The sequence below is a fragment of the Ruegeria sp. CG11 genome (assembly GCF_056537245.1).
The window spans coordinates 100,542-121,345 of sequence record NZ_JBQFRE010000002.1 but is presented as its reverse complement, the minus strand read 5'-3'; the positions used below and the strand labels follow the sequence as shown (position 1 = coordinate 121,345).

Genomic DNA, 20,804 nt, shown 5'->3' with positions numbered 1-20,804 from the left:
TTTTTTCGGACGACTAGTTTACGAAAGCTTACTCGTTGAAGCGGCTGCTAAAAAGCAGTTAACCATTATTTTTCATTACTTGCCTCGTGTTCGAATCAAGGGGCAAGCAATGCTAAGGTATGTATTTGCAGAAGAGCTGGATAAATTTCCCAAACTAGCTGAAGGTATGTTCCGGGACCGCGCGGATCAGTTCAAGACCCGGCTAGGTTGGGACGTCCACATCAACGAAAAAGGAGAGGAGCGGGATCAGTACGATGACCTGAACCCTCTGTACGTCATCTGGGAAGAAGAGGATGGCAGTCACGGCGGCTCCATGCGCGTTCTGCCGACAACCGGACCCGTTATGGTGAATGAGGTGTTCGGACATCTGACCGGCGGTAAGCCGATTTGTAGTCCTTTGATCTGGGAGGTGACGCGCTTTTGCCTTTCTCGCACGGCCAACCCGCATACGGCGGGGGCAATCATGCTCAGCGGTGGCGAGATGATGGAATGGTTCGGCCTGACTCATATCGCCGGTGTCTTTGATGCGCGCATGATCCGGATTTACCGGCTGATCGGGTCTTCTCCCGTTGTTCTTGGGGCCGAAGGAAAGGGGCGCGATCAGATTTCGGTGGGGCTGTGGCCCTATTCAGCCGAGGATTGCAACCGTGTAGCCGAACGCGCGGGCATTTCGCGAAACCTTTCACGTTTATGGTTAAAGGCATCCTTCGCTGGAAAAGCGACCAGTTTCCCTAGTTTGAAACAACCGGCATAAAGGTGTTAGTGCATTGCGGCATTCAACCGTGTTTTTCAGTCTTGCCCAAACAATCTTCCTAGTAGTGGCATTTTGTAGCTCCGCATTCGCAAACGAAAATAGGGCTGAAAAACCAAAGCAACTGGATAGTTCTACCCGCATAGAGAGCTCCTTTGTGCTCGGAATGCGATATTTGGAAGCTGGAGAACCAGAGCTAGCGACCGAGCAATTTCTTCTGATACTTGCTCAGAACCCCTCTTTGGTTCGGGTTCGCCTAGAACTGGCGAGAGCGTATTTTTTCAATCGTCAGTGGGAACGATCCCGTAACGAGTTTTTTAGGGTACTTTCGAGTGATTTGCCGGACCCCGTCCGAGCAAATGTCTTAAACTTCATTCGAGCTATTGATGCCAGGAGAGGTTTCGATTGGGATCTCAGTATTGGGGTAACTTCTGTTGGTGGGGCTAGGAACTACAGGACCAATGAGGTGCTTCTGAATCTAGGGGGGCTAGAAATTCCTTTTGAGCTAGAGCGAAAAAACACAAGTGAGATTGGCCTGCATCTTGCTGGGTCAGCCAATTTTAGAAAGCCCTTGCCGTATCAAGTATTTGGCCTGGATACCGTATCCTTTGCTTCGGTGTCTTTTGAAATACGGGAAGCAAGGGCTTCTGTTAATGACGACTACCAATTCGTTGGAAGTGTAGGCGCACGTTTTTTATCTCCACGAACCACACTTTCTATTGGTCCGGTAGTTTCTACCAGGATTGTGTCGGGCAGAGTCTTTGAAAATCGATACGCTTGGAATGCGGCTTTCGAACATCGCGGCTTATTGGGAGGATCTTTCTTTGGAGCACTAACCACCGCGAACCTACACAATCAAATGTCGAGTAATTTGGATGGCTATGAGACATTTGGTGAGTTTGGATTTCGACGGTCAGTCTACGGGAGAAACATATTAGGGTTCAGTGTTTTTTTTGAGGACAAAAACGTCGACTACAGTTTCGAAAACTACCTGATCCGTGGAATGCGAATTTTTGGAAGCTTCGATTTGCGCGCAGGGCTGACAGTGTCCCCCAGTATCTTTGTTGCCCAAAAGAGGTTTCGTGACGCTAGCCCTTTGTTGGTCGGAGATCCTGACGAGACGTCCTATGGGGTGGCTATAAGGGTTGAAAAAAGTAACGTGTTTTTTGGGAACGGATTTTCGCCTTTTGCTGAGTTTGAATATAGGGAATCGTTGTCCGGTATCGATGCGTTTAGTTACAACGAAAGCAGGTTTTCCGCAGGTTTAGAACGGCGTTTCTAAGTAGTGACTTAGTTGGATTCTTCGAGCGCATGACAGTTGCTGACCTTTCCATTTTCGAACTGTATTGCGTGATAAGGGCGACGGCCTCCCTGTTCGTTTTGGCTTGCTGGTCCTTGTGGACGGTTGCGATGGATGCTGAAATCAACTCTCTTGGCTGGGGCCGGTCAGTAAGCGCCAAAGTACCTAATAAGGAAAACCCAACGCATTCTTGGGAACTATTCGTTAACCAAAATCTGGCACAGTCTTCTCATGTTACAAGTTTGGAAAATAGAAGTGCCAGCAACTTTTTCAGCTGGGGGTAAATCCCACGGCTGGGCATTGGCGCACACCGCAGATGAGGCGCGAGAAATCGCCGGGGTACAAAATGCTGAGGTGTTTCGAAAGCCGGGCCATCTATGGGTTGCACGCGAAAGGCTGGTTTGGGAAAAGTCGACATAGGCTTTAAAGTCTGCGCCCAAGTTGCCATCTGGAACGCATGACAGTTACTGACCTATCCACTTTTGAACTGTATTGCGTCATTGCTGCGTCTGCGTCGATATTTGCCTTTTTTGCTTTTCGCTTTGGAATGTCGCCATGGACCCCGAGTATAGTTTCTCTTGGTTGGGCTACGCCGCTATAGGGCTGGCCACTCTTGGTGGTGCAGTCGGCCCCGCATAATACGGGGCCTGGATACTCTACTCAGCGCTTTACTAACGCCCCATCATGGATTGGGTGAATTGCAGATAGGCCAACATCGGGTCACGCTGAGACGCTTGAATAGGCTGTGCCCGCATAGGTGCGAATTGAGCCAGGGCGGGTCGGTTTTCTTCCTCCATCGCGACAAGCTCTTCCATACTCTTGCCTGCCCTCGCTGTTGCTACCTCCATCCGTTTTAAGGAGAAGGTAACTTATTACCCCATGTGTGGCAAGAACAAGACGAGAACACCTGAATTGGACAGAGAGATTTAACGACGTGACTGGTGTCTAATTGGAAACAGCGAAATCCTGAGTTCTCTAAAAACTGAGTCAAATGGAAGATTTTGTACCCACTTCGTTAGGCGGCCACAGGAACGAAGGTCTTACAAGGAACAATTAACCATTCGTTAATGGAATCGGCGTTATTTAGGCAGTGTTAGTAAATGGTACATTGGTAAAATGAGGGATGCCAAGATGAACACAGAATTCTTGCAAAGAGCGAACGACATAGAATTAAGGCTTGAAGCCGAAGGTTTGCACCTGACCGCCGAAGCGATGCGGCAGGTCATCGACACCTATATTCGGAACGAAACAAATGGGTTGTCCCAAATGAACGGCCAAAAGTCTCAAAACCAAACCATCAGTTAACTTGACGTTAACCAAACAACCCCGACAGTAGGCAAAACAAAAATACGAGGGGTTTCATGAGTAACAATCATTGGTTTCTTGAGGCTTTGTCGGAGTTGGTCGACGAAGCAAAGCAAGACAAGTCGCTAAATGTCTTGTCTGGTTTGGGTACAGTGCTTGAAATCTTTTGTTCGGAAGCAGGTTTTAGCGACGAAGAAATCCAGATGGCAAAGGATCTCGCCTCAAGCGATACTCAGCAGGGGCATGGTGCTAGGTGTGAGATAAGAACGTCAAGCGGCAACAATCGGCGGCGGCTGGACGCCTGAAGGGGAAAGCGTCAGGAAGGGGTGTCAAAATGACACCATAATCCTGCCCTATTTCAGTGGGAATGAGCTGTAGGCAGCGCGTGCGGAACCACTGACATATGACGGAGTAAGCCCGTGAAATACTATCTAATACTTGGCACGATGGCGCTGTGTTTATTTAGTTCAATTGCTGTGGCTCAGAGTTTTCCCAAAGCCAAACACACTCCGCAATCACTAGTAGCGACAGACGTGTTTTGGAACCTAATGAAACAAGACAACAAGTCCCAAGTGCTTGATACCGCCTGTTGTAAAGTGTGCAAAAAAGGTAAGGCTTGCGGGGACAGTTGCATCAATCGAAGCTATACATGCCACAAAGGTGTTGGCTGTGCATGCAATGGGTGAAGCCGTCCTTTTGAGACTGCATCTCAGTTTCTTGAGTGTTGCGGCCCTGCACACCAGGTGTATTAGCTGCATGATGCGATTACTGGTCTTTCTGTTGTTTGCCACTTCTGCCACCGCTGGCTCCCTACATGTCCGAGACGCTGACACCATCGTTGTTGATGGCACGCCGGTGCGACTGAACGGAGTGGATGCGCCCGAGTTGGGTACTCGATCCGGTCAGGATGCAAAGCGCTGGATGGTGAACTACCTCCGGGGAAAATCTATCTCCTGTGAATTGAACGGTGAGCGCACCTATGACCGCTGGGTGGGGGTGTGTTACGCCGACGGGCAGGACGTAGGAGCGGCTGTAATCGCCGCAGGGCACGCTTTGGATTGCGCCAGGTACTCCGGTGGCCGGTATAAAAACCTTGAGACTCGCGCAGCGCGGTCACGGCTCAAGCGGGCTAGGTACTGTAGATGACTAACAGGGGCGTTGGAGCGGTTTTGAAAATCAAAAGTTTGCTCTGCGGGGCTGTAAAATTCTAGCTGCAACAGCCTTATTAGTAGCATTCAGATATGGTTTGCCGATGGGTTTTCCCGGCTTCTTAATCCCCGACGTTGATTTCCTGCCAAAACCGTTTACAGCCTATAAGTACCTCATCTTTTGGGGGGCAATGGCTCTGGTCTGCGTCTTCCTGCTACTGCGGGACAAAATACAACGCGACATCCTAGTTAAAGACGACAAATAGGAGCAATAGTGAGCGTTGCCCAATCAAAAAAACTGCAAGGGGCCAAGATAGCCATCATCTGTGATGACACGGTTTTGGCATATCTAAGAGATGATTTTGACCACATTCCCAACCCAAATCAATGGGACCTGCCAGGCGGCGTACGCGAGTCTGTCGAAACCGCCCTTGAATGTGCATTACGTGAAACACAGGAGGAGTTTGGCATCTGTTTGTCAAAGAGCCCGATTGTTTACGAAGCGACATACTTCGCTGAAGCTGCAGGCTTTCTACCCAAACGCGAAGTTGCTCTTTTTACGAGCATTGTGTCGAAAGACGTTATTTCGATGATTAGGTTTGGTGAAGAGGGACAGTGTTGGCGAATGATGCCAATCCGAGAGTTCATCAACCGCACCGACATTGTACCTGAGTTGCAATCCGCATTTCAGGTATTCTGGGAGAGTTGACGGATGAATGCGCACCGTGTCTGTAGGATGAAAATGACCGCTCAGGGCTCAGAGCGGCCTTTCCGCTGAAGCGATGAAACCGCCCGTATCTAGGGGCGGTCTCTAAAGGGCAGTAGGGTCGGTTCAGATATTCACGTGCCCCAGCAACCTGTTCGCGTCCTCACGGATCAGCCGATTGAACTCATTGTCAATCACGCCGTCTTGGCGGGCTGAGATACGCGCTTTGATGGCAAGGTCTTTGAAGTCCTGCGCCGGGATCTCCATCAGCTTATCCTCAAGCGCTAAAAATTCGGTGCAAAGCGGGTCAACGTTTTCCTTATAGTGATCCTCTTCCAAACCGTAGCGGTCGGGGTGGTCTGCCGCTTTCAGTTGCGCAGCAAGGGCGTTGTTTTCGTCGATCCCGTTGCCGTAGCGGTTTCCCAGCCTCTCCCATTCGACATAGAGGCGCTGAATGGGGGTTTCCTCGGTCACAAACTCACTGGCGACGGCCCCGGTTGCGATTGCCCCGGCCAGTGCGGGGATGCTGGATTTCAGCAATGTGCGACGGTGAAACGTGGTCATAGCTCGATCCTCTCAGGTCAGGGTTATCAGGGTGGCTAGGACGTTGCGCAAAGCGCGGTCGTCCAAGTCGTGGGCAACGCCCCCGGTCAGGTCAAAATTGGCCTCGTCACTCAAGGCGAATTCCAACTGCGCGGCGGCACCTTCAGGAGTCTTGGCAGGCGTCGTGCAAATCAGCTTGTCCAATTCCTGCAGGCGCACCCAATCGGGATTGTCAGATTCAAAGTCAGGGGCGTCAGGGGCAAAGAGGCGGTCATACGCTGCCTTGTGTTCGCCAACCCAAGCCCGGTGTGGGTCGGTCTCAGATGCGGGTGCGACTGTTCCAATGGTCAGGGCTGCGGCGGCAATCGGTGCGGTCTGTATCATGGTGCGACGGTTAATCATTGCAGTTCCTTTCAGGGCTGTTCGGGTTGGCGGGCGATGGCTTCGGAAAGCTCGATGGCCTGATTGTTGATGGTGCGGATCAGGGCGGTAACAGACCCCCATGTCTCAGGGTCGGGGCCTTCCCATGACAGGCCCTCAAGTGCTTTCGTCAGGCCTTTCAGGGTCACGGCGTCCGTTTCGATTTCGTGGCGGGTCTTTGGCATAGGGGGTCCCCTTACTGAGTGAAGTGGTGAACGTGTCCGTCAGCAGCGATACGGGACACGGTTGCGAGGTTCACAGAGCGCGGAGCCCGTGCCTCAGTGTCCCAGACTGCCAGCAGGTGAGGGTGGCGGCGTGCGCGGGTCTCGATGGCTGAGCGGGCCGCTTTCGATGCTGCATCGCCCTTGACGTGCTGGCGCAGTGTGGCGGGCTGTACCCGCATGGTGCGCGGCGTACCGTCTTTCTTGGTGAACGTGACAGAGACGAACCGGCCTTTCGCCTTGGCAATCAGGTCGCGCTTTTCGGCGTATTCCTTGGCCTTGGCTTCGTGATCCATGGCGATACGCAGAGCAGCCGCCAGTTCGTCATGCTTGCGGTAATCAGCATCCGTCCAAGTGTCCTTGTTCTGCAGCATGTTCATGGCTTCGCGGATGTGGTCCGCTTCAGTCATGCTGGCGCGGCGAATGGCTTCCTTTGCTTCGCCCCAAGCCTGAAACAGTGCATTGCGCCAGATAACACGGTGAAACTTGCGGCCTGCCATAATGGCCCATGCGCGGTTCATGATGCTCTGACGGTCATACATGGCGGAAACCCTTACTTGTAACTCTGTGTTGTGTACTTATGTCCTTGTGATAAGTATTTAGTGCGATGACACACTGGTGTCAACACTGTGATATAACTTTTTATGTCAGGGATATAAGAATGACCCCAGAGCAGCTTAGAATGGCCCGCGCAGCGCTTAGGATTGGCGTTCGTGAGTTAGCGGAAATGTCGGAAACGGCACCGGCTACAATCACACGGTTTGAAACAGAAAAAGGTGGAATCCAGCTTTCAACCGCAGACCGGATACAGGCAACGCTTGAGGCTGAAGGCATTCAGTTCCTAAGCGAAACGGACGCCGCAAAGGGTCCCGGTGTGGTTTTGGTCAAGAAAGGGGACCAGTGAGCATGCAGCTTTGGGAAGACAAGCCGATACTGCCCCCTGAAAAGGCGGCAATCGTTGAGGCGCAATATGGCTGGCCTGATGTGTGTGACGCTGGTTATCATTTCCCAGTTCAAAGGGATGAGGTTACAGAGCTTGATGCATTGTTGTTTTACGTCTGCGTGAAAGAAGACATAGCAGAGGTAATAAGTAGCCTTGGCGGGATAATAGAGTTCGCCAAAGAGGCCCGAAGATACTCGGATTGGTTGGTCCAGCCCGGATTGCCAGAAGAAGTAACTCTGTGGCGCGGCGGGGTTGGTGATGAAAGGCAGATTCGAAATGGAATGAGTTGGACAACGGATCAACGGGTTGCCAGACACTTCGCCAATTACAGAAGGCAATTTCCCGATGTGACCGGAAGCCCGTCTGTGGTTTTAGAACGAGTTCCGAGGCGCAGAATTTTAATTGCGACAGCTTGGGACGTAGAGGCAGAATACGTAATCGACCTTTCAGAATAGAACTGCGATAGGCAGCCCCGCTCCGGCGGGGCCCTTGCTTTCTTTATTGGTCGCGGATGTACCGTTCGGCAGCCAACAAGCCGTCAAATGTTTTGTCGTTCACCCAAATTTTGCCGTCGCCGTCACGCTCGACTAAAAAACCTTTGTAAGTTTTGATTTTTGTTCGACCAGATGCTGATCCCTGTCCGGGACATGTGCTTCCACTACTTGATCTAAGGCTTGTTACCGCCGTGGCAGCCGATGATGTTGAAGCCCTTGTGTTGGACGCTGCTCTAAGCTCGTCCCGGATTTCTTGCAAATAGTCGGTAGCAAGCACCATAGCTGCGGCAATCCCAACGGTGAGAATAAGGGCTGCAGCAGCAAAGATACCGAATAGGGCCCCAATTAAAACGCCTTCATCCGTCGCGATGCTGACTGACGCAGCCAAAATAACTAGGAGCCCGGTCACAACTGTCAATCCAAGTAGAGCGCGGAACCAGCGAACAATCACAAGCATCACTATGCCTTTTCAGTTAAACGGAAATATGAGGGCACACCAACACGCATAAATTGATTCCGCAACGTGTTCAGTGGCGTATCGTGGCGGGTCTTTAAAATTTCAGCCTTTTTGGACCAGGTGCACCCGCCCAATGGCCTGATACACCTCCATCATCGCTTCCATGGCAGTCTCAACCTTGGCAGCGATTTCGGGATTAGCTTCCACCCATGGGTGTTCGCCTACATGTGATCCGTAGCAATCCATAAGAACGCTGGCGGTGTGCAGTGCTACGTGTGCTGAATAGTCGCTCATATCGGGTCTCCTCAAAAAAAGAGGTCCGGATATCATACCATCGAGAATGTTTCCAAGAAGAAAATCCCAGATTTCCAAATGACTAGAATTACCCGAAGAAAGCTGTACGAAAAAGTTTGGGCCACCCCGATTGAAACACTCGCGGAAGAGTATGGCATGTCTGGACGTGGGCTTTCTAAGCTCTGCAAACGACACAAGATACCAACTCCGCCTCGAGGTTACTGGGCCAAGGTGCAGGCCGGGCAGAAACTCCCCCAATCGCCCTTGCCTAAACTCTCCAAGGAAATCGCAAGCACGGTTCAAATTCAGACCGTGCGACCGCCAAAGGAAGTAGCCAAGAGGAACCGACGGGATATTCAAAAAGCCCGCGCGGCAACCAAAACTAAAATTTCTGCAATCAAGGTTCCTACTGACATGAGGAACTTGCATTGGATCGTAGCGCGCTGGGTTGACGAACACAAAAGAGCGCACGGCAAAGCGCGTAAAGAAGCTCATGAAAGAAGGCATCATGATTGGGATCTTCACTGGGGGCCAAGTGACGCTGAAATCGACTTAACCGAGCGCGACAAGTACCGACTTCATATGACCAGTGCTTTCTTGAAGTGCCTTGAGGCAAATGGCGGGAAAGCAATTGAGGGTAAAATCAATGGCGAACTAAGAATTGCATGCTCCGGTCAATCTATAAACATTTTGGTCAAAGAGAAAATGTTACAGGACCGTCGTAAGCCTTCTCAGCAGAAAGAGGAGTGGACTGCTTACCCTAGTCATCACAACTCGGCACTACGCCCAGCAGGCTTACTCCGCATTCACGTAAAGACCTACATCGGTGCAGGGGGCAAAGAGCAATGGATCGAAACCGAGTCCTGGAACGGGGGAGAGTTTCTCGCATCAGTGGTTGGTGAGGTGCTGAACATGGGGCCGATTCTTGTCCGTAGACACGAGGAAGCGGAGGAGCGCCACCGACAATACTTCCTTGAAGAACAAAGAAGAATAGACTCTCTACGACTTGCCCAGCTTGAGGCCGAACGTTGGCAACAGTTCAAGGCGTTTTCGAGCGATTGGGATGAGGTGGTTAGGCTACGCAAGTTCTTAAGCGAGATTCAGAAACGGCAAGACGAATTCGCGTATGAAATAGAGGGAATGCCTCTAAAGGACTACATCACGTGGGCTAAAGTAAAGATTGATGAACTAGACCCGTTTTTCATTCCGGAACTAAAGAAATCCAGCGAAGCGTAACCCGCGTTACTGACCGCCCCACCAGATCCGTCAATACTGGTTACAGTTAAAGAGTTGGCGCTCATGGTGTTTTTTGAGAGCGCAGTTTTTTATTGTCCTCCCTGAGACTGGGGCGTGCCCACCAGAAGCGCGCCCCTCTGTTTTACTCCGGCTTCGCCGCTGCTTTTGAAGCAAAAACCGCCACTCCAGCCACCAAGGCGGCAAACCCCAAAATCTGAAAGGTGTTTGGGTTATCTAACACCTTTCCCGCCAAAACTGCGCCGCCGATCCCGCCAACGACACCCGCCTGTACTTGCTGGGAGGTCATCTCGAATCCTGTAACTAATTTAACGAAATGCTCGCAGTTACTGCTCGTAACGGAATAATTCCATTGACCAATATGAGACCGCGCATGAGCCAGAACTTCGTACACTGGAAGTTTAGGGGTCAAGCTTGCGACATATGTTGGTCGCCCCCCAATTACTTCATCCCAAGTTTCCTCTTGCACCGTTCCAGTACGCTTAGTCGCCGAAATCAACATGAACTTACCTGCGTAACACCGCCTGTCAGAGACCAAGGACCAATGTTGATACCCACTCATCTGGGTCACAACGATGTTGCCTGGGTAAACCACTACTTCCTTCACTCGAATTACCTCTATCCGTTTTGGTTTGTTTTTTTCGCTTTGATGCATTGTGAACAGGGAATGTCCAGTACGGAATCCAACACCACACCCTTGTCGTGTTCGGTGCCTCTGATGGTGTCTCTGGCTTCCTGTGTGACGCCCTCGGCGCGGGATACTGCTCGGTTAACCTGTTGTCTGGTTGTCCCGGTCACTTCGGCAGTTTCGGTGGCGAACTGCTTTTCGTGCTGCGGCTTCTTAGTGGAACAATTTGTTCCAGCTAGACGTCGCGCTTCCCAAAGCTCTTTTCGCTTGGCCAAATGCTCAGCCATCTGCGTCGGCGTCAGTTCCGACCGCATCAGGTTTTCGTCAATCTCCCGCAGTAGGTGCCAGTCCTGGCCAATAGAAAGCCCCACACCGAGCGCAATCGGTGCAGGGCCGGACCCTAGATAGGGTAGTGGTTCACACGGGAATACTTAACATAGATAGAATATTTTCGCAACAAGGCGAGTCTAAAAGCGGAACATTTGTGGACAAACCGAGGTAATGCAATTATTCATGTACCGCCTTGCTGGGTGGTTCACAGACGTTGGCGGCAAGGTTTAAGGGGTTACCAATGGGCGCAACCAAAACCCAACCGCAGTCCGAAAGATTGAAGCGGGGTTGCCGGAAGCCAGGGAAGGCTTTCGCAAGTAGCAATCGACCGGCGGCGTTTCCCCTCTGCGACCAACGGGCCTCTGACTGACCGACGGCGACCGACGCTATGGATCAGCAAGGCAGCGGGACCAACTCTAGCCAAGTGCTAGGGCTGGTCGTCCTATGCCTCTTTCTCTCCCTCAGGCTCCCTCTGCTATGGACCACGTTGCGCTAAAACGAATTTGAACATGCAGATAAGGTTACAGGCTGACTGATTGACTGGCAGGGTCGCTGACAGCCCGAACATGGACGGTTGGCAGATATCGGAACGCCGAGTCCCGAGACTGATACCCTCAGCCAGATTGAGAGTATTCGGATCGGCTCAAGCTCACATGTACGGGTGTTTGCCAAAAGGTGATATCTGGTCACCTTTACGGGGGGCTCCCCAAAATTGGAGGGGGTGCGCAAAATTGAGCATCCCCCCTCCTATAACCGCCCCACAATTGGGGGTGTCGATACTGCGAAAAATCCCGCAATTAAACGGGCGCAAAATTGCGCTGGCCACAAACGCCGGATTATCCGGGGTCTTATAGTGGAACAACTGCTCCCACTTTAATCGGGTCGCCCAGATTGGAATGCTTCGGTCCTCAGATATGAGGAATGGCCAATCAACAACCTCGGAGCGTTTCCGTTCTTGGAAATACTTTGTCAGGTTGACTCACTCACGACTATCACTCAACAGGGTCGAGATTTGAGATATCTAAACGCGAGCTTTTCTATGAGGCATGACCCTTCTAAATTTCGGCCCTACACCGACGCAGAATACTCCGAATCCGGATGGATGACTCCTGACAATGCTGTGGTAGTTGAGCTGGGTGAAATGATCCCCTTTTTGAAAGTGCATCGATACCAATGGTTATGGTTCGCTCTGCTTGAGGGCCTTAACTATGACATCAAAGGTGTCGCTGACGTCGCCGCCTGGATTTTGGATCAAAATGATTGCGACATTGCCGTTGCGGTACTGGCGTACAGCTTCTTTGACGGGCCGCATTTTTGTGGTTGTCCGACCACTGATGAGTTTTCGGCAGATTCAGACAATTTGGTCCCCTTGAGGGTAATAGAAAAGCGAAACCAGTCGCGCCCTTACACGCGCAACAACCTTCTAGTCAGGGAAAAAGACCTTCAGCGCGGAGGTCCAGAACAACTGCTGAAAGCTAGTCGCGACGCAGCAAACGCAATGCTTGAGGAAGCGAAGAGAGAAGCGGAAAAGAACGGCACAAAGCTAGATGAGAACTTGCCAATTCCACTTCTCACCCCGCCCACAGACATGCTGAGTACACCTTTGAACGGGAGTAGAAAGCGATTTGGATATGTTGTCGAGGAAAACTATGTAATTTTTGTGCCTAAAGAACCCTTAGCGAGCTAGTGTCGAACGACTTCCCAAGGGAGAATAGCACTGTAGATTCCAGCATTAACAGGCGGTCCCGGTATCGATTTCTCGGGCCTTTCCCAAAAACTCAGATTTGAACCTGACCCCTGCTACATTCGCTACACCCGCTACATAGGATATGTTCCACAGCGGCACACGCTCGGCAATAACGCGCTAGCACGCGCCTGGGCTAGCCATCTATCAGAATCGCGCATTTTCAGGTATGCACTCAGAATTGATTTCTTCTTTGAGGTATTGCCATGACCATTGTCCGCACCCCGACTGAGTACCGCACCGCGCTTCGGGAAATCGAATACCTGTGGGGATCTGAACCAGACACAGACGAAGGCAAACAGCTCAAAGAGTATCTGTCGGCGGTCGACCAGTACGAACAGCTTTCAAACGCGACACCTGCGAAGCTTCGGACGGCTTGAAGCCATAGATGTCAGCCGCTGTTCGGTCCGTTCACCGCTCTGGGAGAATAGATATGAACAGAAACTACGTGATAATTGCAGTTGCGATCCTTGCTCTTGTGTTGGTCTTTTCAATGATGAGGTCAGGCGGCGAGGATGGGGCTAGCGAAGAAACCGCTCCGGCTACTGATACGGAAACTGCACCCGCCGCCACGGAATAGGCACCCCACGGGGCCTGAAGGCGCGTGACGGTGTGTATGCTCAGGAACCGTCTAAATCGGCTCGAGTTAAACTCACCTACGGGGAAGACTTCAAAATATGGCGTTTTGGGTAACGCGCTGGACCAGCACTGTGTTGATAAGGTTGCTGACGCGTATCATAAAGCTCTGCATATGAGTCACATGCGGATTTATCGCCACCAACACAAGCAGTTGAAAGCTCTTGCAGGCTCTCCTCTAATTGGAGGGCTTCCTGGTGTGTTGTGCAGCCAGCAGCAACAACGGGTAAGATTAGAAATAACGTCCTCACGAGAAACCTAAAAGTTGTTTGAAAGTTGACCCACTTGGTCTCGAAACCAGGATAGTGTCAACCGCCTGAGATAATAAGTCGGCGCTATCATATCAGAGCATCTAATATTGAACCTCCACATTTCGGTCGGCTACGCCGATGCTATCAGCGAGACAGCTTGATCCTTTAATATCCTTTGATTTATTTCAAACGCCGTTTCCGCGCCGCCATCTTGCGACAGCCTTCCTTGCAATACTTGGCGTCTACCCGTTTCCACGAGGGCATGAGACCCCCGCAGTATGCGCAGTGCCAGCCTTTAGAGTAGTTGCGTCCCAGCCGGTTTGCACGCTGCGCGATCCGGTGGGCGTTCTGCCAAGGGTAAGACGTGTAGGCCATCCGCACATAGGGCGGGTTGAGTTCTTCGATCCAGATTGATGCATTCTCTCGGTCTGTCATGCTGTACCTTTTCCGGGAACTGTCCTTGATATTGCTGAGGAATTCGGGGCTAACTCCCCCGTGGGCTTTACAGTCTGCCGGGCAGGGGCCATCTTGAGCGCATGACAGTTGCCGACCTTTCCCTTTTCGAACTGTATTGCGTGGTAATGGCGACGGCCTCTCTGTTTGTTTTGGCTTGCTGGTCGTTGTGGGCGGTCGCGACTGACGCTGAAAATCAACTCTCTTGGCTGGGCTTTGTCGCCATTGGCTTGGCAGGCCTGTTTGGCGTAGTCGGCCCCGCGCTATACGGGGCCTGGATTCTTTACTCTGGGCTTAACTGAGGTCCGACCCCGTTCAGCATCAGGGCGCGGACAATCATATCCCTGACCTTGCTAGGGGCCTTGGACGCGGCCTGCTGTAGCTTGACGGGTAGGCCGGATTTTATGAGCGCTTCGACTATCTCGGGGGCGACACGTGCCTCTCTGCCCGCTGTGGCCTTCCTGAGTAATGCCCCGCCACCGTGACGTGCCGCCAGCATGGCCGCAGCACCGGCACCGGCTCCTTGTATGTCACCCGTTGTTGCTAAACCTGCCCCACCGCCGACGCCACTCAGTAAACCTTGCTCGATGAGTTGGCGCGCCGTGGAGGAATTGCCCGTCAAAGCCCGGTGTGTGCCAGCAAAGGCAAGTTCGCTGGCAATCTGTTTGCGCACTGTGTCTGCCCCTTCTTGCCCAAGAGCGGCTTGCATGGCGCCCTGCTGGCGACGGGGGCCGAATAGGCTATCAACTACGCCAGGGGTGTCCCTGCGGTTCTGTAGCTGGTCAATCTTGCCCGATGCGTAGCCCTGCGCCACCTCGTCAGGATGCGCGAATGCGGCCTTTTCCGCGCGGCGGGCATAGTCTGCCGAGACACGCGGCTTTGCACCCTCTGCGCCGATGTTGACGGCGTTTTCCCGTGTCCGCGCGCTCGCTGCCAACTGCCGAGCCCCGCCGTAGTCCGGCATGAGGTTGTCAATGCGTTGGCGTACCTGCTTTGACAGCATTCCGGCAATGGCCTGCTCGTTGTTCTGCCTTTTACCCAAGGCGGGCTGCGCCATGTCATCTAGCGCTTTCTTGGTCTCATCTAAGGCAGCCAAGGCAGACGGTTCGCCCCTCACGCCCTCAGCCGCCATGCGGTCCCGTGCAAGGCGCTGGCCCTGCTGTAGAGCTTTCTGGCCCATGCCTTCCTGTAGCAGGTCATCAAAGGCGCTCAGGTCGATATCATGACCCAATGAGCGGGCCTCGTCATACGCCGCGTTGATTCCTGGCTGCGTCCGCTTGCGAATGCCGCCGACCAGTTCGTCAACCGACTGCGGCGCGTCCATTCGGGATGCCTTCAGCAGGCTATCGGTCAAACGGTCGCTCTGGCCCGCCATACGGGCGCGAGAGGCTTGTTCCAGCATTTCGCGGGCCTCAGGGCTGGCATTGGCGGCTGCGCGCCCCAGAGCGCGCCCACGTTCGCCCATGGCGTCGATTAGCATCCCCTCGGGGCCGAGGTCGTCCAGCTTGGCCGCTGTGTTCGCTGAAAGAGCCTGCGCAATCCGTGCCTGCGCCTGAGATACAGGCTTGCCAACACGTCGCGCAATGAAATCCCTTGCGGCTGGCGCACCGGCCAGAACCCCGGATGCTGCGCCGCCAACGGCCATACCGACACCAGCGCCTTGCGCCGCGCCAACTGCACGTTCTTCAAGCCCTTCATCTGTGTGACCGAAACCCGCTAGGCCACCATACAGCAGTCCATCGCCAACTGATCCTGCGACCACCTTACCCGGCGTTGATGCTTTTGCCGCCAGACTCAGGCCAGCTTTACCGATCCCGGCAACACTACCCGCAAGCCCTGCCACGTCGCCCACGGTCGATGCCGTAGGATGTTGAACCCGCGCCATCTTTGAACGGGCCTGTTCTTCAGCAAGTTTCTCGCTGAAACTGGCGTTGTCTTCGCCAAACGTGCCGGGGGGCAATCCTAGGGCAGTAGGGCTGACTGTTCGAGCCAGCGCCGCCGCCTCATCGCCAAATCCGAAAGCTGCCGTGTCTACGGCACTGCGGACGCCTGCGCCGATGGCTTCGAAATCCCTGATGTTGGCACGGGGGACAATCCCGCTCTGCCGCAGGCCGGTCATGGCCCGTTCAAACAGGGACGGATTGTAAGGGGCGACTGTTGAGCCATCACCCTGCGGTAGATTCGGTTTTTGCGCCGCCTGTCGGGCTGCTGCTTGCCGCGCTTTCAACTGACGCAGCTTGAGGGCTGTAATAGGGTCGTTACTCAATATCCCAACTCCTGATAGCGCCGCGACAGGGCATCTTGTTGTTCTGGCGTCAAGCTGTCGATGTCGATGCTGTTGAGGTCACCAACTTCCATGGTGGAAAAGTTGAAGCCCCCCGCTGTTGGTGTCGAAGGTAGTCCCTGCGCGCTTCCAGTTGGCAGGTCCGCAGACCGGCCCATAAGGTAGGCCTCTGCCTCCGGGGACAGCTTGCCGAACACACTTTCAATGGTGTCCAGGGTGGCGAGGATGCGCTCTTTGGACATGTCTTGTTTCAGCGCGCCGAGTTGGGCTCCCAACAGGTCGATTTCCCTTTCGGTCACCTGCCCAAGCCCACTTGCGCCGGTTGCACTGGCTAGCTTGAGCTTTTCCAGTCGGTCGAACACAACCATGCCCTTAAGGGTTTCGAGCATCCCGGCCATATCAGCCGACTCCTGATTGATGCCCCTCAACTTACTCCCAATGACCCCGACTTCGGGAAGGTCAAACAAGCCGTCATTCTTTAGTATCTTTCGGATTTCCTGCGCGGTATCCACCACCACACTGCTGCGGTTGGCTTCTGCCTGCGCCGCTGCCTGCGCGGCTTTGGCGTCCTGTTTGCTTGTATCCTCTGGACCGCCAACAATCGGGGCCATTGTCGCGATTCCCTGCTCATTCAGGACAACTTGCCCTGTGGCCGGGTCGCGTACGTACATGTATCCGTTCGGGGCTTTGGGATATGCTGGTACGGGTGCATCGCCGCCGCCAACAGTGATGTTGTTCTGCGCTGCGCCAGCCTTCTTGATATCTGTCTGGTACTGAACAAAATCGCCCTCATAGCCGCCAGCAACCGCAGCGTCATAGTTCTGCATCAACGTCGTTTTTTGCGGCTGTGGGTTGCGCATCTGCTCAATTTCAAGCTGCGCGCGCTCAATCTGCATCTGCCGCAAAGGGTCGTTCGTTTGTGCCCACTGGTCATAGGCGCGGGCGTCTGCTGCCTTGCGGTCCTCTAGCTCGGCCATCAGCATGGCCCTTTGGCCTTGGTCCAGCCACGGGCTTGAAAAGGCTTCATAGAAGGCGCTGTAGTCCTGCTGGGGCGGTTGGGCTGATGGGGTAGAGCCGCCCTCGAATTTACCGACCCACTGGTTAGCGAAATCCCCCGCCGTCATGTTCGCGTTGCCGCCATTCAGCGATACCGCGTCATTCCCGACGACGCTGGCCGCGCTTGCATTGGGGTTTGAAAGCAACTTAGCCGCACCGCCCGCACCCTGCTGATGAGCAAGGTATAGTTCTGCTGCGGTGGGATCGCGCCCAAGAACCTCACGCAACTGCGCCGCATTATCTGCCGCCAACTGAGCCGCAGCCCGTGCCGAGGCATGAGGATCGGCCTTATCGGTCAAGCCATACTGTTGCGCCGTACTGTCGATGAACTGGAACATTCCGCCAGCGCTCGAATTCGGGTTCTGAGCATTTGGGTTGCCACCGCTTTCAATCTGGGCCGTGCGTGCCAGATATCCGGCGGGCAAACCATGCTGCTGTTCCAGGCTATCGAACAGGCCGGGAAGGGACATAGCACCGGGCTTGCCTAGTGTAGCCATGGTGTCGTCCCCGATTTCCTGCGACTCTGAACGTGCGGCGATGAAAGGCGTACCGACGGTAGTGGCTATCGAGCTGTCGAAGGTACCAAAGCCTGGATCGGGTGCGGGTTTGCCGCTCATTAGTGCCGCTGCAATCAACTCCTTGGCCTTGCCCCGGCCTTGAGCTTCGCCTTCGTCAATCTGTTTCATCATGCCGCGATACGCCAAGGCGTTACCAATGGCGTGAAGGCCCTCACCAATGTCCCGAGGCGCTCTACCCATGTTTGCCGAAAGAGCCTGCGCAATCTGCCGCTTGGCCTGCAACTGCTCGTGTGAAATGCCGGTGTCGCCCCCGAAGATGTAACCCGGCTGCTTTTGGTTCTTCTGCCCAATCATGACTTTGCCCCTTTAGTTGTCTGAGCTTTGGCCTGCGCCATCGCCAGTGCTTTCGCTATTTCCCGCCAGCGCGCTTTGAGTGCTTCCGAGTTTCGTTGCCGCCCTTCCGGCGTCCGGGGGCCAGTTGATGCCCCGCCATGCAATCGGCAGCGGGTTTTGCCTGGAACTGGTGCCGCCATACAGCGGTTGCCGTCGCGGAGTTTTGCGCCGCAAATCATTGGATAGCCCTCCACCTGATGGCATCCGCACCAAACCCAAACAAGCCGCCCATAATTTGATTGCGGTTCGCCTGCTCCTGCTGCCAGTTCGCCAAGCGTCCCTGATACGCGCCCATTTCCAGGCCCGCTCGGTCCACATTCGCAATCTGCGCCGGGTTGGTGCCCACAAAGTTAGGTTGCGAGACCTGCGAACCAGACAACAGCGCCGTAATCTCGTTGATCGGCTGGTTGCGCTCAGCCATCGCCTCTTGAACGGCCTGCCCGCGACCAGTGAGTAGCAACTGATTGTATGCGTCGTTCTGTGACTCGGTTTCCAGTGCCATAGCCCTGTCAAAGGCCTCGCTACCTTCCTTGATGCCTTGTCCAGAAAGAGTGGTCCTCAGCGACTCCATACGGCGGTCCAGAGCCGGATCGAGCCTTGCCCTGCCCAACTCCATCAATCGGGCCTCTGTGGCCTCGTTGTTGATATCAGCAGGGGTGCCCAGAAGTCCGCTCAACCGGCCAATCTGGTCATTTGCCAGCGTAGCCATACCCAGATCCGCTTTGTCGGTCTGTTCCTTGAGCGCCTGATTTGTTTCGGAGAGCGTCTGTGTGGCGGTGTACTGAGGGATATCATGGACACGACCTGTGTTCGGGTCGCGCCATTTCGTTGTCCCTGTTTGCTCATAGGTCAGCGAACCGTCAGGCGTGATCTGGTTGGTATTGTTCAACGTCTGTTGAGCAACTGCCGTGCCGATGTTTTGTGCGGTTTGCGCCCCAGCCGTTTCAGCTGGATCAGGCGGCGCGGGAGGCTTGCTGCTTCTCATTGTAAGCCCTCATGAATTTGGAATGATGGGATTTGGATCAGTGACATTTGCGCCACCCCCACGTGATTAGCGGACCATCTGCCAGCGGTAGGACGCCGACTTGCTGAAACCCGGATTGCTGAAAAACGTGGACGGCAGGCCATGCGGTCGTGCCATGCGCGGTGATATATTCTGGTTGCTCCGCATCCCAGAACTCTTGCAAGATAGACCTCACCTCGGAGGCCGGATCATCGCTGTCTTGAGCCTCGTCAAAATAGACTTCGAATTGCCAGACGCCCTGTAATGCACTTTGGGTAAATACCCCCATGGTGCCATTGAGCTTCCAGTATTGGGCATCTCCGCTGCGGATCAGGCTTGCTGCTGCCTCACCGGCCAGTTCTTCGAACTCAGTCGCGCCGAGTTCATAGGAAGGCACAATTCGTTCTGCCTTCTGCTTTCGGCCTTGAGTGTTGTCTTGGGTGGATGCCATTTGCGTACCTCGTAGAAGTTCAATCGATCCGCCAATTCGGCGGTAGTCTTGATTGTGGCTTCTGAGGCCGTGCAAAATATGGGTATCATAAAACACTGCCCAAAGCAAGAACAAATCATGAACATTCAGGCGATAATTCGCGGCTGTTGCACGCTCGAAACTACCCTTCTACGGTTTGGCGATAGCGCGCGTTCAAATTGACTTGTGGCTATATTGTCCAAAGACGAACGAAGCTTCGTCACCCAACTTTGAGAAACTCTTGTAGGCGTTCGATTGTGCTGAGGGCCATGGATTTGGAATATACTAATGATAAGCAGAGTTGATTTATCAGACTGCGTGATGAACGCGCCTGAAAAAGAGGAATACAGGCAAGTGCTGACGGCATTACAGCCCGTCTTGCATGATTTGCCTCCGAGGATTGTTGTAGTCGATGGCCGACCCGGCGTTGGTAAAACTACACTTAGCCGATTTCTTGCCTGGCGCTTTAACGTTTCCTTGCTGGAAAGCGACCTGTTTATTGACCGCAGTAAGCCAGCAGTTGGCTACAGAACCCCTGAAGTTCGGGCGGTAATCAATCACCGCAAGTCCAGAGACCGACCCATCATTGTAGAGGGCTTCACCGCCCAAAAGTTGGTTCACGAAACAAGGTACGAACCTGACTTTGTTATTCGCGTTACGGGTCCTGAAGCTGGTGTATCGCAGAAAATGGAAAAGCTGTGGCTGGACTACGTAGCAGAGTATCCAATGAAATCAGTGCAGGGCATCGTTGTTGATATTCCAGCGGATGCCTTTTGATTATTCTAGGAGTAAGGAGTGGTAGGTGAGAAGTTTCCTCTTGTTCTTGACCGGATGTGATTATTCCAAGCCAGCAGAGCGACGAGAGATAGACAAGCTCTTCCGATCCCTTGGTATGGGGATCTTATGCCTCGTCATCTTGCTAGTTTTTAAGGATCAGTTTTTGTACCTCGCACGATACGAAGATTGACGACTAGAAGCCCTTGCCGCTCAACTCCCCAGAAATAGCGAGTGTATCCAAGCTGGTTGACAGGATGCAATTATACCAAGCTGCCGCCAGAAACCGGAACTGCCTGTCTCTCGAGTATTGAGGGATGGGTGGAGATAGGGGCTGGACGAGGGGGTAAAGCCAGCCCCTATCTTTTTCTGAAGGGGGTTTGAGTGGTATTTATAACTCCAAAATACTCAATTCATGTAAAACATGAT

27 protein-coding genes are annotated in these 20,804 nt (G+C 53.5%); 12 read left to right on the top strand and 15 right to left on the bottom strand.

Annotation, left to right across the window (positions count from 1 at the left end):
- Positions 1 to 109: 109 nt before the first annotated feature.
- Together ACR0KW_RS06670 and ACR0KW_RS06665 are read left to right on the top strand one after the other, a co-directional pair.
- On the top strand, positions 110 to 754 hold the full coding sequence (locus ACR0KW_RS06670) for an acyl-homoserine-lactone synthase (RefSeq protein WP_480804718.1): 645 nt from the start codon (positions 110 to 112) through the stop codon (positions 752 to 754).
- A 163-nt stretch (positions 755 to 917) separates the two neighbouring features.
- Positions 918 to 2,033, top strand: a complete 1,116-nt coding sequence (locus tag ACR0KW_RS06665; RefSeq protein ID WP_480804301.1) for a surface lipoprotein assembly modifier — start codon at positions 918 to 920, stop codon at positions 2,031 to 2,033.
- Positions 2,034 to 2,722: 689 nt separating this feature from the next.
- On the opposite strand, the gene ACR0KW_RS06660 is transcribed toward ACR0KW_RS06665, so the two are convergent.
- A complete protein-coding gene (locus ACR0KW_RS06660) occupies positions 2,723 to 2,866 on the bottom strand; it encodes a hypothetical protein (RefSeq protein ID WP_480804300.1) in 144 nt (47 codons plus the stop codon).
- 316 nt (positions 2,867 to 3,182) lie between these two features.
- Here ACR0KW_RS06660 and ACR0KW_RS06655 point away from each other — a divergent pair, with 316 nt between their 5' ends.
- From ACR0KW_RS06655 to ACR0KW_RS06640, 4 genes are all read left to right on the top strand, one after another.
- On the top strand, positions 3,183 to 3,356 hold the full coding sequence (locus ACR0KW_RS06655) for a hypothetical protein (protein WP_480804299.1): 174 nt from the start codon (positions 3,183 to 3,185) through the stop codon (positions 3,354 to 3,356).
- 56 nt (positions 3,357 to 3,412) lie between these two features.
- Positions 3,413 to 3,661, top strand: a complete 249-nt coding sequence (locus ACR0KW_RS06650) for a hypothetical protein (RefSeq protein WP_480804298.1) — start codon at positions 3,413 to 3,415, stop codon at positions 3,659 to 3,661.
- Positions 3,662 to 4,112: 451 nt separating this feature from the next.
- Positions 4,113 to 4,502, top strand: a complete 390-nt coding sequence (locus tag ACR0KW_RS06645; RefSeq protein WP_480804297.1) for a thermonuclease family protein — start codon at positions 4,113 to 4,115, stop codon at positions 4,500 to 4,502.
- Between the two features lie 276 nt (positions 4,503 to 4,778).
- Positions 4,779 to 5,213, top strand: a complete 435-nt coding sequence (locus ACR0KW_RS06640; RefSeq protein ID WP_480804296.1) for an NUDIX domain-containing protein — start codon at positions 4,779 to 4,781, stop codon at positions 5,211 to 5,213.
- Positions 5,214 to 5,336: 123 nt separating this feature from the next.
- On the opposite strand, the gene ACR0KW_RS06635 is transcribed toward ACR0KW_RS06640, so the two are convergent.
- From ACR0KW_RS06635 to ACR0KW_RS06620, 4 genes are read right to left on the bottom strand one after another with little or no spacing between them, the layout of a single operon-like run.
- Positions 5,337 to 5,774: a hypothetical protein gene (locus ACR0KW_RS06635; protein WP_480804295.1), complete on the bottom strand. Its 438-nt coding sequence runs from the start codon at positions 5,772 to 5,774 to the stop codon at positions 5,337 to 5,339.
- 12 nt (positions 5,775 to 5,786) lie between these two features.
- Positions 5,787 to 6,155 (bottom strand): hypothetical protein, encoded by a 369-nt coding sequence (locus tag ACR0KW_RS06630; protein ID WP_480804294.1) that lies wholly within the window; start codon positions 6,153 to 6,155, stop codon positions 5,787 to 5,789.
- Between the two features lie 11 nt (positions 6,156 to 6,166).
- Positions 6,167 to 6,358, bottom strand: coding sequence for a hypothetical protein (locus ACR0KW_RS06625; RefSeq protein ID WP_480804293.1), 192 nt, complete (start codon positions 6,356 to 6,358; stop codon positions 6,167 to 6,169).
- Between the two features lie 11 nt (positions 6,359 to 6,369).
- Positions 6,370 to 6,936, bottom strand: a complete 567-nt coding sequence (locus ACR0KW_RS06620) for a hypothetical protein (RefSeq protein ID WP_480804292.1) — start codon at positions 6,934 to 6,936, stop codon at positions 6,370 to 6,372.
- 119 nt (positions 6,937 to 7,055) lie between these two features.
- Between ACR0KW_RS06620 and ACR0KW_RS06615 the strand changes: the two genes are divergently transcribed.
- Both ACR0KW_RS06615 and ACR0KW_RS06610 read left to right on the top strand, forming a co-directional pair.
- Entirely contained in the window at positions 7,056 to 7,298 is a 243-nt protein-coding gene (locus ACR0KW_RS06615) for a helix-turn-helix domain-containing protein (RefSeq protein WP_480804291.1), read from the top strand.
- 2 nt (positions 7,299 to 7,300) lie between these two features.
- Positions 7,301 to 7,792 carry a hypothetical protein gene (locus ACR0KW_RS06610; RefSeq protein ID WP_480804290.1) on the top strand — a complete coding sequence of 164 codons (492 nt, stop codon included), beginning with the start codon at positions 7,301 to 7,303 and terminating at the stop codon, positions 7,790 to 7,792.
- Between the two features lie 43 nt (positions 7,793 to 7,835).
- Here ACR0KW_RS06610 and ACR0KW_RS06605 read toward each other — a convergent pair whose 3' ends face one another.
- Together ACR0KW_RS06605 and ACR0KW_RS06600 are read right to left on the bottom strand one after the other, a co-directional pair.
- Positions 7,836 to 8,288, bottom strand: coding sequence for a hypothetical protein (locus ACR0KW_RS06605; RefSeq protein ID WP_480804289.1), 453 nt, complete (start codon positions 8,286 to 8,288; stop codon positions 7,836 to 7,838).
- 102 nt (positions 8,289 to 8,390) lie between these two features.
- Entirely contained in the window at positions 8,391 to 8,582 is a 192-nt protein-coding gene (locus ACR0KW_RS06600; protein ID WP_480804288.1) for a hypothetical protein, read from the bottom strand.
- A gap of 78 nt (positions 8,583 to 8,660) precedes the next feature.
- Between ACR0KW_RS06600 and ACR0KW_RS06595 the strand changes: the two genes are divergently transcribed.
- On the top strand, positions 8,661 to 9,818 hold the full coding sequence (locus tag ACR0KW_RS06595) for a hypothetical protein (protein WP_480804287.1): 1,158 nt from the start codon (positions 8,661 to 8,663) through the stop codon (positions 9,816 to 9,818).
- 142 nt (positions 9,819 to 9,960) lie between these two features.
- Here ACR0KW_RS06595 and ACR0KW_RS06590 read toward each other — a convergent pair whose 3' ends face one another.
- Positions 9,961 to 10,398, bottom strand: a complete 438-nt coding sequence (locus tag ACR0KW_RS06590) for a lecithin retinol acyltransferase family protein (RefSeq protein ID WP_480804717.1) — start codon at positions 10,396 to 10,398, stop codon at positions 9,961 to 9,963.
- A gap of 56 nt (positions 10,399 to 10,454) precedes the next feature.
- On the bottom strand, positions 10,455 to 10,778 hold the full coding sequence (locus ACR0KW_RS06585) for a hypothetical protein (RefSeq protein WP_480804286.1): 324 nt from the start codon (positions 10,776 to 10,778) through the stop codon (positions 10,455 to 10,457).
- Positions 10,779 to 11,896: 1,118 nt separating this feature from the next.
- Between ACR0KW_RS06585 and ACR0KW_RS06580 the strand changes: the two genes are divergently transcribed.
- Positions 11,897 to 12,481: a hypothetical protein gene (locus ACR0KW_RS06580; protein ID WP_480804285.1), complete on the top strand. Its 585-nt coding sequence runs from the start codon at positions 11,897 to 11,899 to the stop codon at positions 12,479 to 12,481.
- A gap of 263 nt (positions 12,482 to 12,744) precedes the next feature.
- Complete coding sequence (locus ACR0KW_RS06575; RefSeq protein ID WP_480804284.1) at positions 12,745 to 12,918, top strand: hypothetical protein; 174 nt, start codon at positions 12,745 to 12,747, stop codon at positions 12,916 to 12,918.
- A gap of 687 nt (positions 12,919 to 13,605) precedes the next feature.
- Here ACR0KW_RS06575 and ACR0KW_RS06570 read toward each other — a convergent pair.
- The 6 genes from ACR0KW_RS06570 to ACR0KW_RS06545 form a co-directional block, all read right to left on the bottom strand.
- Positions 13,606 to 13,860, bottom strand: coding sequence for a hypothetical protein (locus ACR0KW_RS06570; RefSeq protein ID WP_480804283.1), 255 nt, complete (start codon positions 13,858 to 13,860; stop codon positions 13,606 to 13,608).
- Positions 13,861 to 14,161: 301 nt separating this feature from the next.
- Complete coding sequence (locus ACR0KW_RS06565; protein ID WP_480804282.1) at positions 14,162 to 16,144, bottom strand: hypothetical protein; 1,983 nt, start codon at positions 16,142 to 16,144, stop codon at positions 14,162 to 14,164.
- Positions 16,141 to 18,090 carry a transglycosylase SLT domain-containing protein gene (locus ACR0KW_RS06560; RefSeq protein ID WP_480804281.1) on the bottom strand — a complete coding sequence of 650 codons (1,950 nt, stop codon included), beginning with the start codon at positions 18,088 to 18,090 and terminating at the stop codon, positions 16,141 to 16,143. The genes ACR0KW_RS06565 and ACR0KW_RS06560 overlap by 4 nt, the downstream gene beginning before the upstream one ends.
- Positions 18,087 to 18,308: an HGGxSTG domain-containing protein gene (locus ACR0KW_RS06555; protein ID WP_480804716.1), complete on the bottom strand. Its 222-nt coding sequence runs from the start codon at positions 18,306 to 18,308 to the stop codon at positions 18,087 to 18,089. Before ACR0KW_RS06555 ends, ACR0KW_RS06560 begins: the two co-directional genes overlap by 4 nt.
- Positions 18,305 to 19,114 carry a hypothetical protein gene (locus ACR0KW_RS06550; RefSeq protein ID WP_480804280.1) on the bottom strand — a complete coding sequence of 270 codons (810 nt, stop codon included), beginning with the start codon at positions 19,112 to 19,114 and terminating at the stop codon, positions 18,305 to 18,307. Before ACR0KW_RS06550 ends, ACR0KW_RS06555 begins: the two co-directional genes overlap by 4 nt.
- A gap of 37 nt (positions 19,115 to 19,151) precedes the next feature.
- Entirely contained in the window at positions 19,152 to 19,583 is a 432-nt protein-coding gene (locus ACR0KW_RS06545; RefSeq protein WP_480804279.1) for a hypothetical protein, read from the bottom strand.
- Positions 19,584 to 19,922: 339 nt separating this feature from the next.
- Between ACR0KW_RS06545 and ACR0KW_RS06540 the strand changes: the two genes are divergently transcribed.
- Positions 19,923 to 20,378: a TniB family NTP-binding protein gene (locus tag ACR0KW_RS06540; RefSeq protein ID WP_480804278.1), complete on the top strand. Its 456-nt coding sequence runs from the start codon at positions 19,923 to 19,925 to the stop codon at positions 20,376 to 20,378.
- Positions 20,379 to 20,804 lie beyond the last annotated feature (426 nt).

Excerpts from the sequence above, each read along its gene's own strand:
- ACR0KW_RS06555 (WP_480804716.1), bottom strand. The coding sequence starts at position 18,308 with ATGATTTGCGGCGCAAAACTCCGCGACGGCAACCGCTGTATGGCGGCA.
- ACR0KW_RS06545 (WP_480804279.1), bottom strand. The coding sequence starts at position 19,583 with ATGGCATCCACCCAAGACAACACTCAAGGCCGAAAGCAGAAGGCAGAA.
- ACR0KW_RS06610 (WP_480804290.1), top strand. The coding sequence starts at position 7,301 with ATGCAGCTTTGGGAAGACAAGCCGATACTGCCCCCTGAAAAGGCGGCA.
- ACR0KW_RS06655 (WP_480804299.1), top strand. The coding sequence starts at position 3,183 with ATGAACACAGAATTCTTGCAAAGAGCGAACGACATAGAATTAAGGCTT.
- ACR0KW_RS06630 (WP_480804294.1), bottom strand. The coding sequence starts at position 6,155 with ATGATTAACCGTCGCACCATGATACAGACCGCACCGATTGCCGCCGCA.
- ACR0KW_RS06585 (WP_480804286.1), bottom strand. The coding sequence starts at position 10,778 with ATGCGGTCGGAACTGACGCCGACGCAGATGGCTGAGCATTTGGCCAAG.
- ACR0KW_RS06550 (WP_480804280.1), bottom strand. The coding sequence starts at position 19,114 with ATGAGAAGCAGCAAGCCTCCCGCGCCGCCTGATCCAGCTGAAACGGCT.
- ACR0KW_RS06650 (WP_480804298.1), top strand. The coding sequence starts at position 3,413 with ATGAGTAACAATCATTGGTTTCTTGAGGCTTTGTCGGAGTTGGTCGAC.
- ACR0KW_RS06560 (WP_480804281.1), bottom strand. The coding sequence starts at position 18,090 with ATGATTGGGCAGAAGAACCAAAAGCAGCCGGGTTACATCTTCGGGGGC.
- ACR0KW_RS06670 (WP_480804718.1), top strand. The coding sequence starts at position 110 with ATGCTAAGGTATGTATTTGCAGAAGAGCTGGATAAATTTCCCAAACTA.
- ACR0KW_RS06575 (WP_480804284.1), top strand. The coding sequence starts at position 12,745 with ATGACCATTGTCCGCACCCCGACTGAGTACCGCACCGCGCTTCGGGAA.
- ACR0KW_RS06580 (WP_480804285.1), top strand. The coding sequence starts at position 11,897 with ATGACTCCTGACAATGCTGTGGTAGTTGAGCTGGGTGAAATGATCCCC.
- ACR0KW_RS06625 (WP_480804293.1), bottom strand. The coding sequence starts at position 6,358 with ATGCCAAAGACCCGCCACGAAATCGAAACGGACGCCGTGACCCTGAAA.
- ACR0KW_RS06615 (WP_480804291.1), top strand. The coding sequence starts at position 7,056 with ATGACCCCAGAGCAGCTTAGAATGGCCCGCGCAGCGCTTAGGATTGGC.
- ACR0KW_RS06600 (WP_480804288.1), bottom strand. The coding sequence starts at position 8,582 with ATGAGCGACTATTCAGCACACGTAGCACTGCACACCGCCAGCGTTCTT.
- ACR0KW_RS06570 (WP_480804283.1), bottom strand. The coding sequence starts at position 13,860 with ATGACAGACCGAGAGAATGCATCAATCTGGATCGAAGAACTCAACCCG.
- ACR0KW_RS06595 (WP_480804287.1), top strand. The coding sequence starts at position 8,661 with ATGACTAGAATTACCCGAAGAAAGCTGTACGAAAAAGTTTGGGCCACC.
- ACR0KW_RS06660 (WP_480804300.1), bottom strand. The coding sequence starts at position 2,866 with ATGGAAGAGCTTGTCGCGATGGAGGAAGAAAACCGACCCGCCCTGGCT.
- ACR0KW_RS06620 (WP_480804292.1), bottom strand. The coding sequence starts at position 6,936 with ATGTATGACCGTCAGAGCATCATGAACCGCGCATGGGCCATTATGGCA.
- ACR0KW_RS06540 (WP_480804278.1), top strand. The coding sequence starts at position 19,923 with ATGAACGCGCCTGAAAAAGAGGAATACAGGCAAGTGCTGACGGCATTA.
- ACR0KW_RS06605 (WP_480804289.1), bottom strand. The coding sequence starts at position 8,288 with ATGCTTGTGATTGTTCGCTGGTTCCGCGCTCTACTTGGATTGACAGTT.
- ACR0KW_RS06645 (WP_480804297.1), top strand. The coding sequence starts at position 4,113 with ATGATGCGATTACTGGTCTTTCTGTTGTTTGCCACTTCTGCCACCGCT.
- ACR0KW_RS06635 (WP_480804295.1), bottom strand. The coding sequence starts at position 5,774 with ATGACCACGTTTCACCGTCGCACATTGCTGAAATCCAGCATCCCCGCA.
- ACR0KW_RS06665 (WP_480804301.1), top strand. The coding sequence starts at position 918 with ATGCGATATTTGGAAGCTGGAGAACCAGAGCTAGCGACCGAGCAATTT.
- ACR0KW_RS06590 (WP_480804717.1), bottom strand. The coding sequence starts at position 10,398 with ATGAGTGGGTATCAACATTGGTCCTTGGTCTCTGACAGGCGGTGTTAC.